Consider the following 12,710-nt stretch of genomic DNA (forward strand, 5'->3'; position numbering starts at 1 on the left):
GCAACACATCTTGCCGCCTCGGGTCAGCCCCCGGACACATCGAGTTCGGCGTCCGCGAGCCCGAGCCTCTCGGCATCGCCCAGGATGCGGGAATCGAGCCACCCGTCCGGAAGATGCACCTTTTTCGGCGATCCCGCACGCCCCCTGGGCCCTTCGACATCCGCGCCGGGGTACGGCAACGACTGGTCGAGTTGGCCCAGCAAATCGCGGAATTCCGCAAGGGTGCTGACCTGCGCCATCTGCGCGCGGAGCTCGCCACCGACCGGGTACCCCTTGAAGTACCACGCAATGTGCTTGCGGATTTCGCGCATTCCTCGGCGTTCCTCCCCGAAGGTCTCCACGAGCAGTTCCGCGTGACGATAGATGATCGTGCTGACTTCGGCGACTCCGGGACGGAAACGTTCATCGCGGCCTTCGAACGCGGCCTGGAGATCGCCGAAGAGCCAAGGCCTCCCCTGGCACCCGCGACCGATCACGACGCCGTCCACTCCGGTCTGCTCGACCATGCGGGCGGCGTCTTCCGCGGACCAGATGTCGCCGTTGCCGAGGACCGGCACGTCCGGGACGGCCTCCCGGAGTTCCGCGATCGAGTCCCAGTCCGCCTGGCCCGAATAGTGCTGTGCCGCGGTCCGGCCGTGCAGCGCGATCGCGGCCACCCCGGCGTCGCGAGCCGTCTTGGCCGCGTCGAGGAAAGTGATGTGGTCATCATCGACGCCCTTGCGCATCTTGACCGTGACCGGGATGTCCGCGCGCGACGCCTCGCGCACCGCGGTACCGACGATCGCTTCGAACAGATCGGTCTTCCACGGAAGGGCCGAGCCACCACCGTTCTTGGTCACCTTGGGAACCGGGCACCCGAAGTTCAGGTCGATGTGATCGGCCCGGTCCTCCTCGGCGACCATGCGGATGGCCTTGCCGACGTTGACCGCGTCGACTCCGTAGATCTGGATCGAGCGGATCTTCTCATCGTCATCGTGATCGATGATCCTCAGCGACTCGGGGCGCCGTTCGACGAGCGCCCGGGCCGTGACCATTTCGGTCACGTACAGTCCCCCGCCGTATTCGCGACACAGTCTGCGGAAGGCCCTGTTGGTCACACCCGCCATGGGGGCGAGGACGACCGGCACGTCCACCGTGAGGCGGCCGAGCTGGAGCGGAGGCAGGGACAGGCGAGTCGGGATGGCAGTAGTCACCCTGCGATTTTCTCACACGCGGCTCCGACAGCGGGCCGAGGAGGAGCGAACTCACATCTCCCGGCCCGCCCCAGCGGTGTGCCAGCAGGCGCGGACTGGACTCAGACGGCGTGGGCGTCGGCCACGGAGAGCGCCTCGTCGATGATGCGGAGCCCCTCGCGGGCCTCCTCGGTCGACATGTTCAGGGGCGGAGCCACATGGATCCGGTTGTAGTTTGCGAAGGGCAGCATGCCGCCTGCCTTCAGCGCCCCGATGAGTTCTCCCATGGCGGCAGAGGATCCGCCGTACGGCGCCAAGGGCTCCTTGGTCTGCCGATCCTTGACGAGCTCGATGGCCCAGAAACATCCGAGGCCTCGGACATCGCCGACCGACGGGTGTTTCTCCGCAATCTCCGCAAGCCCGGGACCGAAGACCTCCGTGCCGAGGCGCCGAGCGTTCTCGACCATTCCCTCGTCCTTCATCGCCTGTATCGTCGCCACGGCCGCGGCGCAGGCGAGAGGGTGGCCCGAATAGGTCAGCCCGCCGGGATAGGGTCGCTCCGCGAAGGTCTGGTAGATCTCGTCCGAGATCGCGACGCCGCCGAGCGGCACATACCCGGAGTTCACGCCCTTGGCGAAGGTCATCAGGTCAGGCCGCTGGTCCCAGTGGTCCACGGCGAACCACTCACCGGTTCGCCCGAACCCGACCATGACTTCGTCGGCGATCCAGACGATGCCGTACTTGTCCGCGAGGTTTCTCACCCCCTGCATGTAGCCCTTCGGGGGAACGTAGATCCCCGGAGTGCCCGGAACGGATTCCAGGATCAGCGCGGCGATGCTCTCTGGTCCCTCCAGGAGAATCACGTCCTCCAGGTGGCGCAGGGCCCGGGTGGTCTCTTCCTCCTCGCTGGTCGAGTCGAAGTACGACCTGTAGGGGTATGCAGGCAGGAAGCGGGCCACACCCACACCGGCATGATCGTTGCCGAACCGACGGGTGTCGCCCGTTACGTTGACCGCGAGGTCCGTGCCGCCGTGATAGCTGCGGTAGGCCGAGAGAACCTTGTGTCGACCGGTGTGCACCCTGGCCATCCGGATCGCGTGCTCGTTGGCGTCCGCTCCCCCGTTGGTGAAGAACACGTGGTTCAGGTCTCCGGGCGTGAGTTCGGCGATCAGCCGGGCCGCCTCGGAGCGGGCGGCGTTGACATGCGACGGGGCAATCGTGCAGATCTTTGCCGCTTGGTCCTGGATCGCCCGGACGACGGCGGGGTGCTGGTGCCCGATATTCGTGTTCACCATCTGGGAGGAGAAGTCCAGGAGCCTGCGGCCCTCGCCGTCCCAGACGTAGGAGCCTTCCGTGCGGAGAACGGTCATCGGGTCCAACCCCGCCTGCGCGGACCACGAATGGAACACGTGCTCCCGATCCTGTTGATAGGCGCGGCGACCTTCCTCGATGTCGGCGTCGGTAACACCCGCGATGAAAGTTCCTGGTGTGCTCATGGGATCCCCTCTCCGTGACCGGCCGTGCTTCGGGCGGTCTTCCAACCCTATATATTTCCATGCCACGAATTCGTCCGAAAACCTCGACTCCGCACCCGCGGGATTTCTACCGTTGACGTACCGGGAGACATTCGACCCGGGACCGACCAGGTGTTACGGAGGACAGCACGCCATGAAACGTTTCGAGAACCGTCGAGTCATCATCACGGGGGCGGCGACCGGCATCGGCCGTGCCACGGCCCAACGCCTTGCCTCCGAAGGAGCGATTCTGGGGCTGGTGGACGTCAACCAGAAGGATCTGGAGACCGCGGCCCAGGCCGCGCGGGACGCGGGCGCAGACGTCGAGACCTTCGTCGTCGACGTCGCCGACGAAGAATCCGTCCGGGGTCTGGCCCAGCAGGTCAGCGATGTATGGGGTGGCATCGACGCCCTGGTCAACAACGCGGGAGTCGACAACAAGGGCGGCAAGGTCCACGAATATCCGACCGAGCTCTTCGACAAGATCATCGCGGTGGACCTGCGCGGTACATTCCTGATGACCAAGTACCTGGTGCCACTCATGTTCGACGCCGGGCACGGAGCCATCGTCAACATGGCTTCCTTCTCAGGGCTTGCCGCGGACGCCGATCGGTCGGGCTACAACGCGGCCAAGGGCGGCGTCGTCAATTTCACGCGGGCGACGGCGACCGACTATGGGTCCCGCAACATTCGGGCCAATGCGGTCTGCCCGGGCACCATTGAGACCCCGCTCGTCGACGAGCTGGTCGGATCGGCCGATGCGGAAGGCAAGAGCTTCCGGGAGCAGCAGGCTCGCGTCACCCCGCTCGAACGCCTCGGGAAACCCGAAGAGGTGGCCGCGGTGGTGGCCTTCCTGGCCTCCGACGATTCCTCCTTCGTCACGGGCGAGACGATCACGGTCGATGGCGGCGTCATGGCTTTCACCTGGCCCGCGAGCGCACTGACCGGGTGAGCGGATCAGGTCTCCGGGAGGCCCGCGACCGCTTCCGCCCACGCCCGGGCCAGCATGTCCTCGTCCGCCAGAACCTCGCTCAGGCGCACTCGGTGGCCCGAGGCCGCGGTCGATGTCGCGGGTCCGTCACCGTCGCGGTTCAGGAGCCCCTCGCGTTCCCAGTGCGGGACCGCCGTGGCCTCGTGCCCGGGAATCTCTCCCTGGGCGTTGACGATGCGCCACCACGGGACGTTGCCGCCCCAACGGGACATCGTGTACCCGACCACGCGCGGAACCTCACCGACCACGCGACCTATCAGGCCGTACGTCGCGGCCCGGCCTTCCGGGACGCATTCCACGGCCCGCAGGATCCTCTCCACGCGTACGTCGTCCATCGTCTGTGTCCAGGTCCAGCGGGCGGCTAGCGGTCCGCGACGACCAGGGTCTCTTCCTCGAGGTGGGCCGTGCCCCGGTCCAGCAGGGCATCGACGAGTTCGGTCAGGATGCTCATCGAATCGTCCACCTCGATGAGCACGGGGTACTGGGCGACGAGAAGAGCCAGCAGCTGCTCGACGTCCCCGCCGGAACGCACGCGGTCGACGTCGTAGCCGAGAAGGACCTCGGTCGGCTCCTCCTCCGAGAATTCCCGCCCGGGAGCATCGGCGTCCAAGGGACGGTAGCTCACGGCGAAGGCGGCGATCGGCGCGTTCTTCCCGTTCTTCCGGGCTTCGATCACGCCGTCGCGCATGACGATCGCGCCGTAGGCCTCGGCCTCGTCCGAGAGGAACAGGCGGTTGACCCGGCCGAGAGACTGCTCCGCGGGCGGGTCCCATTCGTGGACGCGGCGATAGAAGTCCCAGACGGCCTGAGTGAGTTCGAGGGATCCCGTGGCAAGATCCTCGATCGCCTGGTCGAGGTTGCCGTCCTGGTCCTCGCGCAGGGCGCGCTGGGGCAAGGCGCCGGCGTCGACCCTGATCATGCGAGTGCGCTGGATCGATCCGAGCCCCGCCCACTGGGCGAACCCGGCACCTGCCGATCCGGGCTCGACCTTGCTTCGCAGGGAGACCACGCCGGACGGGGCGGTCTCGGCCGCATCCCGCAGGGCCTGCATCAGGCGCCCGCCGAGACCCGCGCGACGATGGTCGGGGGCGACCTCGGCGTAGGCCCAGAGCCTGGAGGAGTGCAACGACGTCTCGTACACCGTTGCCGCGGCCACGGGCACGCCGTCGTGTTCGGCCACAACGGTCCGTTGCCACGGCTTCTCGGCGTCGGGGCCGAATTTGGCGCGAAAAACGGCCGCTTGGGTGTTCTCGGCTTCGGGCCAGATCTGCATCAGCTGCAGATCATCGCCCTCGTGCCAGTCACGGATCGTGTAGTCCGCCATACCGCTCCCCTCTGGGTTATTTGATCAGGTGGCCCGCGAGGTAGGACTTGACCTGGTCGAGGCTGACGCGTTCCTGCGTCATCGTGTCACGTTCGCGGATCGTGACGGCGTTGTCCTCCAGGGTGTCGAAGTCCACCGTGATGCAGAACGGCGTACCGATCTCGTCCTGACGACGGTACCGGCGGCCGATGGCGCCGGACGTGTCGTAGTCGATGTTCCAGTTCTTCCTGAGGTCGGCGGCCAGCTTCTCCGCGGTCGGCGTCAGGGTCTCCTTCTTGGACAACGGAAGAACCGCCGCCTTGACCGGGGACAGACGCGGATCGAGCTTGAGCACCGTGCGCGTGTCGACGCCGCCCTTGGTGTTCGGCGCCTCGTCTTCCGTGTACGCGTCAACCAGGAAGGCCATCATGGAGCGGGTGAGCCCGAAGGAGGGCTCGATCACGTAGGGCACGTAACGGTCCCCGGTCCCCTGGTCGAAGTATTCGAGGCGGGTGTTCGAGTGCTCGTTGTGCACGCCCAGGTCGTAGTCGGTCCTGTTGGCCACACCCATGAGTTCGCCCCATTCGCTGCCCTGGAAACCGAACTTGTACTCGATGTCGATGGTTCCGGCCGAGTAGTGGGCCCGCTCGTCCTCCGGGACGTCGAACTTCCGCATGTTGTCCGGGTTGATCCCCAGGTCGACGAACCAGTTCCAGCAGTCCTCGACCCACGTGTCGAAGTACTTCGGGGCATCATCCGGGTGGGTGAAGAACTCGATTTCCATCTGCTCGAACTCACGGGTCCGGAAGATGAAGTTGCCGGGCGTGATCTCGTTCCGGAAGGCCTTGCCAATCTGTCCGATCCCGAACGGGGGCCGTTTGCGGGCGGCGGTGACCACGTTGTTGAAGTTCACGAAGATGCCCTGGGCCGTCTCGGGGCGCAGGAAGTGCAGGCCTTCCTCGTTGTCGACGGCGCCCAGATAGGTCTTCATCAGACCGGAGAACTGCTGCGGTTCGGTCCACTTGCCCGGCTGCCCGGTCTCCGGGTCGTTGATGTCCGCCAGCCCATTGGCCGGAGGATGCCCGTGCTTCTTCTCGTAGGCCTCGATCAGGTGGTCCGCGCGGTAGCGGCGGTGAGTGTGCAAGGACTCGACCAACGGGTCCGTGAAGGTTTCGACGTGGCCCGACGCTTCCCACACCGGAGTGGGAAGAATGATCGAGGAGTCCAGCCCGACCATGTCCTCGCGCGACCGCACGAAATTCTGCCACCAGAGCTGGCGAATGTTTTCCTTCAGCTCGGCTCCGAGGGGGCCGTAGTCCCACGCCGACCGGGAACCGCCGTAGATCTCACCGGCCTGAAAAACGAATCCGCGGCGCTTGGCCAACGTGATGACGTTATCCAGCGTGGACTTTGGTGCCATAGGTATTGCTCACTCCATCAATCATCGCGCGCCGCCGGAGTGCGACGCGTGCAGGGGTCGATTCGCCTACCAGACTACCGGTTTCCGGCCCAGGGCACCCATCCCATGTCGATAGGCTGGACACCATGACCACTTCAGACGATCAGACCGTCGAAATCAGCCAAGACATGATCCGGCTGGGCCAACTGCTCAAGTTCGCCAGCCTCGTCGAGGACGGCGTCGAGGCCCGGGAGGTTATCGCCGAGGGCCTCGTCTCCGTGAATGGGGAGCCGGAATACCAGCGCGGCAAACAGCTGCATCCGGGCGACGTCGTCACTCTCGGTGACGCGACCCTCCGCATAGACCGCGCCTGACACGACGCACGGCGGGCGGGGCTTCGGGCGCGCTGGGCGGCGTCGGGGCGGGCCGGCGTCCGTCTGGGGCGGGCCGGCGTCCGTCGGGGGCGGGCCGGCGTCGGTTGGGGGCCAGCGGGCCTGCGTCCGTGCGGGTGGCGTCGGGGTTAGCGGGCGTCCGTCGGGATCGGAGAGGTACCCTCGAGCTTCGGCGGTTGTACGACTGGGGCCCTCCGCGGCATCACGGCGTTGGGTGGCGGTTACCGACGGAGCCCCCACGGCATCTCCGCGTTGGGTGGCGGTTACCGACGGAGCCCCCACGGCATCTCCGCGTTGGGTGGCGGTTACCGACGGAGCCCCCACGGCATCTCCGCGTTGGGTGGCGGTTACCGACGGGGCCTCCACGGCATCTCCGCGTTGGGTGGCGGTTACCGACGGGGCCTCCACGGCATCTCCGCGTTGGGTGGCGGTTACCCGATTCGGTGGCACTGACCGCCGTTAGGTGGTGGCTGCACCCCCACCTAACGGCGGAAATCTCCTCCAAATCAGGCAACCCCCACCCAACGACGCCGCGCTCCGCCGCGAAGTGGCACTCTCGTGCAGTTTTGACCGCCATAACCGCACAAAACTGCCACCTCGCGGGAGGCAGCCGCACAAAACTGCCACCTCGCGGGAGGCAGCCGCACAATACTGCCACCTCGCGCCAGGAAGCGCCCCCGCCCCTACCGGAGCGAGTACTGAAGGAATTCGGAGACGTGTTTCATCTCCTGGTTGTTCACGCCGTGGCCCATGCCCGCGTACAGGACCTTGGTCACCTGGGTGTGGTCACGCAACCAATCGAGGTTGAAGGCGACCATGTCGGACGGGATCACCGGGTCTTCCTGGTCGCGTCCGTAGAAGAAGGGAACTTTCGGGGACATGGATGACAGGGCGGCGTCGTCGAGGAAGTCGCTCTGGGCGTCCAGAACAAATCCGGACAACCCGACGACGGCGCGCACGAGGTCCGGGCGATGCCGCAGCACGGAGGTCGCGACGGCCATACCTTGGGAGAATCCGAAAAGGGTCACGTCCGAGTAGCCTTCGGCGTTTCTCTCGATCCAGGAGACGACGTCGGCGGCCGCCTGCTGGGCTTCTTCGACGTCGGCGGTGATGTGCTGGCCGAACGTCCCCTGGAGGGCGAACCAGCTGTAACCGGGTCCGCCGCCCGGGACCGGGTCGGGTGCTCTCATTCCCGCGTAGGTGAAGCCGTCCTGGGGAAGGGCCGGCAGGAGCCCGAGGAGGTCCTTTTCGTGGGAACCGTAGCCGTGAAGCATCAGGACCAGGTGCGTTCCGGGACGCTCGGATTCAGGGCGCGAGAATTCGACGGTGGGATGTGGAGTCATGCGTCCCATCCTATTCACGACCCAGGTCGGTTCGGCTCAGCGACCGACGTCGTCGCCGGTGTCGGGGCGACGACGTCGCAGTCCGAACCGTAACCTCGTCAGTCCCGGCAGGGCGAGCCCAAGGGCGCGTCCCGCAGGGCATCGCCCTCACGGAGGAACTTGCTGATTTGGGAGGTCTCGATGAGGAAGGCGTCGTGGCCGCTCGGTGAGCTGATGTACCCCACCTCCACGGGTTCGGGAAGGGAGCGCGCGAGGATCTCCGAATCCCGGGGGTAGAACAGACGGTCCGAGTCCACGGCCACGATCGTCCACCCGCACGTCGCCCGGGCGAGCGCTTCTTTCAGGGAGCCTCGGCCCCGGGCGACGTCGTGGCTCATGAGGGCGTCATTGACGCACAGGTAGGAATTCGCGTCGAACCGGCCAGCGAGCTTCGACGCCTGGTGGTCCAGGTAGCTTTCGACCCGGTAACGACCCCGCGTGTTCACGCACGGTCCCGACGGGTCCTCGTCGCCTTGCGGGTGGCGGCCGAACCGGTAGTGCAGTTCCGTCGCGGAGCGATAGGTGATGTGAGCAATGCGGCGGGCCAGCCCCAGGCCGTCGACCGGGAAAGGCCCCGAATAGTAGTCTCCCCCGGCAAAGTTCGGGTCCTGCCGGATCGCGAGCGCCTGGGCCTGGCCCCAGGAGAGCTGCTCCGCCGTCGATTCGGCCCCGGCAGCAATCGTGGCGCAGTGGCGCACACGGTCCGGGAAGGTCACGGCCCACTCGATCGCACGGGCCCCGCCCATCGAGCCGCCGATCACCAAAGACCACTGGTCGATTCCGAGGCCATCCGCCAGCACGGCTTCGGCCCGCACGGAATCCCGGATCGTGGTCAGCGGGAACCTGGATCCCCAGGGTCGCCGCTCCGGATCGATCGTTGCCGGCGCCGGGGACGAGGGCCCGGTCGATCCGTAGCAGCCGCCGATGATGTTCGGACACACCACGAAGTACTGGTCGGTGTCGATCGCCGCACCGGGCCCGATGAGCCCTTCCCACCAGCCTTCTTCTTCGGCCGCCCTGCGCTCGAGCTCACTCGCCCCCTCCGGGGCCTCGCCGTGTGCCGCGTGCGTGTCCCCGGTGAGGGCGTGAAGAACCAGGACGGCGTTGGACGCGTCCTGGTTCAACGTCCCCCAGGTCTCGTACGCGATGGTGGCGTCGGAGATGACAGCGCCGGAGTCCACCAGAAGGTCGCCGACGTCGTAGTAATTGACTACGCCGTCTCCCCTGGTTTCGGCCTTGCGCGCACCGGTACCGACGATCGTCACTTCTGCTCCTCGTTCGTCTATTGCCTGTTCGCGGATACGGGTTCTGCCGATACGGTCGCGCCGTCCGCGGATGTCAGCGCGTCGAAACCGTGCTCGAGATCTGCCAGGATGTCGTCTATGTGCTCGAGCCCCACGGAGAGCCGGACGAATCCGGGAGCCACTCCAGCATCGCGAAGCTCCTTGTCCGAAAGCTGCGAGTGCGTGGTCGAGGCGGGGTGGATGACCAACGAGTGCACGTCCCCGATGTTGGCCACGTTGGAGTGAAGCTGAAGGGAATCCACGAAGTTTCGGGCCGGCTCCGCACCTCCCTCGAGTTCGAAGCCGACGACCGCTCCGACACCCTGGGGCGCGTATTTCCGCCCGAGGTCGTACCAGGGCGATGACTCGAGGCCCGCATAGTGCACGCGCGTCACGTCGGGACGACCTTCCAGCCACGTGGCGACCTTGCGAGCGTTCTCTACGTGCCTCTCCACGCGAAGGGAGAGGGTTTCGAGGCCGATGGAAATGTTGAACGCGTTGGTCGGAGAGATCGAGGCGCCGAGATCACGCAGCAGGGTCACGCGTGCCCGCAGTATGTAGGAGAGATTGACGCCGAAGACGCCGGTGGGTCCGAGGTCCTCGGCGAAGACCAGGCCGTGGTAGCTGGGATCCGGGGTATTGAACTGCGGGAACCGGTCCGGGTACTTCGAATAGTCGAAGTTGCCGGAATCGACGATCACGCCACCGACGCTGTTCCCATGTCCTCCGAGGTATTTGGTCGCGGAGTGCACGACGACGTCGGCTCCCCATTCGAACGGCTTGACGAGGTACGGGGTGGGCACCGTGTTGTCCACGACCAACGGCACACCGACTTCGTGAGCGAGTTCGGCCAACGGTTCGATATCGAACACGTCGCTGCGCGGATTCGGCACGGTCTCGCCGTAGAAAACCTTGGTGTTCGGTCGGACCGCGGCGCGCCAGGCCTCGGGGTTGTCGAAGTCCTCCACGAAGGTGGTCTCGATGCCGTAGGAACTCAAGGTGTGCTTGAGCAGGTTGTACGTACCGCCGTAAAGGCTGGGGCTGGCGACCACGTGGTCCCCGGCCCTCGCGATATTGAGGATCGCGATGGTGATGGCTGCTTGGCCGGATGCGACCAGAAGGGCACCGACGCCGCCTTCGAGCGCGGCAATGCGGTTCTCGACGACTTCCTGGGTCGGATTCGTCAAGCGCGAGTAGATGGGGCCGAGTTCCTTGAGCCCGAACCGGTTGGCCGCCTGCTCGGCGTCGTCGAACACGAAGGACGTCGACTGGTAGATCGGCAATGCCCGCGCACCGGTCGCGGAATCCGGGTCCTGTCCGGCGTGAATTTGCCGTGTCTCGAACTTCCAGCCCTGCGGCGCGGAAGGAGTGGGAAGACCTTGAGTGCTCATTTTTGCTCCTGTCGATTCGAGGGGCATGGAGCGACCGGCCGTCTTCCGATCCATCAGCACCCGGGTCGACCCGGAACCCTCTGGTTCACCGGGGAATACGAGTCTCACTGATCGAGACGACCGGGCACACCGCGCCCGCGCTTGCGATCGCTGTTCGCGACCACCAGGTCCTCACCCAGGGCACCCCACCGCGGTTGGAGGGTTGCCGGCCAGCAAGCTGGGGCTTTGCGCTGGCTCTCTTGACCCGATACAAGGTTTTCGCATGGGTGGAGCGCGCGTCAAGTGCCGGCGTCATACTGCACCCGCATGAAACGTCATGACATTTATGACGTGAGCGAGACCATTGCGTACCCTGTCTCATGGTCGTTCGGTGTCGGACCGAGCGGCATCACCATCGACCGCCCCGAAGGAATACCGTGAGCCAGGAGAACAACCCCTCCCCGAGATGGGGCGGAAAGGGAGCCGCGGGCGACGTCGCGGAGAACGCACGGACGTCGCTCAGGCGCGGGCTGACCCTGCGGCACATTCGTTTCATTGCCCTCGGTTCAGCCATCGGAACGGGCCTGTTCCTCGGGTCCGCGGACGCCATCCAGTTCGCCGGCCCCTCGGTGCTTCTGGCCTACATCATCGGTGGTGCGGCGGTTTTCATGGTCATGCGCGCCATGGGCGAAATGGCCCTGGTCCACCCTGTCCCCGGATCATTCGCCGACTACGCGACCGAGTATTTGGGTCGCTGGGCGGGATTCGTCACCGGTTGGAGTTTTGCCTTCGAGATGGCGCTCGTCGCTGTCGCGGACGTCACGGCCTTTTCCCTCTACATGAAGTTCTGGTTCCCGACGACGCCGAGCTGGATCTGGATCGTCTCGGTCGTCGCGATCATCATGGCGGTCAACCTCACCAAGGTGAAGGTCTACGGCGAGGTCGAGTTCTGGCTGACCCTGGTCAAGGTCGGCGCCATCGTGGCAATGATCGTCGGCGGCCTGGCCCTGATTGTCTTCGGTATTCAGCTGCACCAGGAGATCCAGCCGTCCGTGACGAACCTGTGGGAACAGGGTGGCTTCTTCCCCCACGGGTTCTCGGGCTTCCTGGCCTGTTTCACCGTGGTCATGTTCGCCTTCGGCGGCGTGGAAAACATCGGAATCACCGCGGGCGAGGCCGAAGACCCGGAGAAATCCATCCCCGGGGCGATCAACACCGTCCCGGTGCGCATCCTGCTCTTCTACGTCCTCACGATGGGCGTGATCATGTCCCTCTACCCCTGGAGCAGCATCGGCGACGGAGGCTCACCTTTCGTGCAGATCTTCTCCGGGTTGGGCATCCCTGCGGCCGCCCACATCCTGAATGTGGTGGTTCTGACGGCCGCCGTGTCCGCGATCAATTCGGACATCTACGGGGCCGGGCGGATGTTGTACGGGCTCGCCCAACGCGGTCTCGCGCCGCGCTCCTTCAGCCGAGTATCGTCGCGGGGCACCCCCAGTATGACGGTGGCAGCGATGGGCATCGTCCTCGTGGCCGGGGTGCTGGTCAACCACTTCTTCGAGAACGCATTCCTGTACGTCGCAACCCTGGTGACGTTCGCGACAGTTCTGGTCTGGGTCATGATCCTGGTGACGCACCTGACCATGCGACGCCGACGCTCGCGCGAGGGCTCGGGCCCCTCCCCCTTCCCGACTCCTTGGTGGCCGGCGGCTTCCTGGCTCGCTCTTGCGTTCATGATCGGCGTCGTCGTGCTCCTCGGATTCTTCGAGGACACTCGCATGTCCCTCATGATCGGGGCGGTGTGGGTGATCCTCCTGGCCCTCGCCTATCCCCTGACGCGTCGCACGCGTGAGGCCGTCGACCCCACGGAGATTCGGTAGGAACGCCGGTCCGGGGCGGCGACG

General features: G+C 65.9%; 11 protein-coding genes and 1 riboswitch. Of the genes, 3 read left to right on the forward strand and 8 right to left on the reverse strand.

Features of this window, described 5'->3' with window-relative positions; genetic code table 11:
• Positions 1-23 precede the first annotated feature (23 nt).
• A complete protein-coding gene (gene dusB / locus EWU68_RS08690; protein WP_129315741.1) occupies positions 24-1,193 on the reverse strand; it encodes a tRNA dihydrouridine synthase DusB in 1,170 nt (389 codons plus the stop codon).
• 101 nt (positions 1,194-1,294) lie between these two features.
• The gene (locus tag EWU68_RS08695) at positions 1,295-2,668 is read right to left on the reverse strand and encodes an aspartate aminotransferase family protein (protein ID WP_129315742.1); all 1,374 of its coding nucleotides are present in this window, start codon (positions 2,666-2,668) and stop codon (positions 1,295-1,297) included.
• Positions 2,669-2,840: 172 nt separating this feature from the next.
• Here EWU68_RS08695 and EWU68_RS08700 point away from each other — a divergent pair, with 172 nt between their 5' ends.
• Positions 2,841-3,638, forward strand: a complete 798-nt coding sequence (locus EWU68_RS08700) for an SDR family oxidoreductase (protein ID WP_129315743.1) — start codon at positions 2,841-2,843, stop codon at positions 3,636-3,638.
• Positions 3,639-3,643: 5 nt separating this feature from the next.
• Here EWU68_RS08700 and EWU68_RS08705 read toward each other — a convergent pair whose 3' ends face one another.
• The 3 genes from EWU68_RS08705 to EWU68_RS08715 are packed head-to-tail and all read right to left on the reverse strand — an operon-like array spanning position 3,644 to position 6,400.
• Positions 3,644-4,012 carry an MGMT family protein gene (locus tag EWU68_RS08705; RefSeq protein ID WP_129315744.1) on the reverse strand — a complete coding sequence of 123 codons (369 nt, stop codon included), beginning with the start codon at positions 4,010-4,012 and terminating at the stop codon, positions 3,644-3,646.
• Between the two features lie 26 nt (positions 4,013-4,038).
• Positions 4,039-5,001: a GNAT family N-acetyltransferase gene (locus EWU68_RS08710; protein WP_129315745.1), complete on the reverse strand. Its 963-nt coding sequence runs from the start codon at positions 4,999-5,001 to the stop codon at positions 4,039-4,041.
• A gap of 16 nt (positions 5,002-5,017) precedes the next feature.
• Positions 5,018-6,400 (reverse strand): glycine--tRNA ligase, encoded by a 1,383-nt coding sequence (locus EWU68_RS08715; RefSeq protein WP_129315746.1) that lies wholly within the window; start codon positions 6,398-6,400, stop codon positions 5,018-5,020.
• Positions 6,401-6,525: 125 nt separating this feature from the next.
• Between EWU68_RS08715 and EWU68_RS08720 the strand changes: the two genes are divergently transcribed.
• Entirely contained in the window at positions 6,526-6,753 is a 228-nt protein-coding gene (locus tag EWU68_RS08720) for an RNA-binding S4 domain-containing protein (RefSeq protein ID WP_129315747.1), read from the forward strand.
• A 701-nt stretch (positions 6,754-7,454) separates the two neighbouring features.
• On the opposite strand, the gene EWU68_RS08725 is transcribed toward EWU68_RS08720, so the two are convergent.
• The 3 genes from EWU68_RS08725 to EWU68_RS08735 form a co-directional block, all read right to left on the reverse strand.
• Positions 7,455-8,114 (reverse strand): alpha/beta hydrolase, encoded by a 660-nt coding sequence (locus EWU68_RS08725; RefSeq protein ID WP_129315748.1) that lies wholly within the window; start codon positions 8,112-8,114, stop codon positions 7,455-7,457.
• Between the two features lie 98 nt (positions 8,115-8,212).
• Positions 8,213-9,418, reverse strand: coding sequence for a homoserine O-acetyltransferase MetX (metX, locus tag EWU68_RS08730; RefSeq protein ID WP_129315749.1), 1,206 nt, complete (start codon positions 9,416-9,418; stop codon positions 8,213-8,215).
• A gap of 17 nt (positions 9,419-9,435) precedes the next feature.
• Complete coding sequence (locus EWU68_RS08735) at positions 9,436-10,827, reverse strand: bifunctional o-acetylhomoserine/o-acetylserine sulfhydrylase (RefSeq protein ID WP_129315750.1); 1,392 nt, start codon at positions 10,825-10,827, stop codon at positions 9,436-9,438.
• A gap of 132 nt (positions 10,828-10,959) precedes the next feature.
• A riboswitch (SAM riboswitch) is annotated at positions 10,960-11,072 on the reverse strand.
• Between the two features lie 171 nt (positions 11,073-11,243).
• Between EWU68_RS08735 and EWU68_RS08740 the strand changes: the two genes are divergently transcribed.
• Positions 11,244-12,686 (forward strand): amino acid permease, encoded by a 1,443-nt coding sequence (locus EWU68_RS08740; protein WP_238692396.1) that lies wholly within the window; start codon positions 11,244-11,246, stop codon positions 12,684-12,686.
• Positions 12,687-12,710: the final 24 nt, after the last annotated feature.

It is taken from the genome of Rothia koreensis (assembly GCF_004136575.1).
GTDB lineage: Bacteria > Actinomycetota > Actinomycetes > Actinomycetales > Micrococcaceae > Rothia > Rothia koreensis.

Coding starts and splice junctions, on each gene's coding strand:
- EWU68_RS08695 (WP_129315742.1), bottom strand. CDS start 2,668: ATGAGCACACCAGGAACTTTCATCGCGGGTGTTACCGACGCCGACATC.
- EWU68_RS08700 (WP_129315743.1), top strand. CDS start 2,841: ATGAAACGTTTCGAGAACCGTCGAGTCATCATCACGGGGGCGGCGACC.
- EWU68_RS08705 (WP_129315744.1), bottom strand. CDS start 4,012: ATGGACGACGTACGCGTGGAGAGGATCCTGCGGGCCGTGGAATGCGTC.
- EWU68_RS08710 (WP_129315745.1), bottom strand. CDS start 5,001: ATGGCGGACTACACGATCCGTGACTGGCACGAGGGCGATGATCTGCAG.
- EWU68_RS08715 (WP_129315746.1), bottom strand. CDS start 6,400: ATGGCACCAAAGTCCACGCTGGATAACGTCATCACGTTGGCCAAGCGC.
- EWU68_RS08720 (WP_129315747.1), top strand. CDS start 6,526: ATGACCACTTCAGACGATCAGACCGTCGAAATCAGCCAAGACATGATC.
- EWU68_RS08725 (WP_129315748.1), bottom strand. CDS start 8,114: ATGACTCCACATCCCACCGTCGAATTCTCGCGCCCTGAATCCGAGCGT.
- EWU68_RS08735 (WP_129315750.1), bottom strand. CDS start 10,827: ATGAGCACTCAAGGTCTTCCCACTCCTTCCGCGCCGCAGGGCTGGAAG.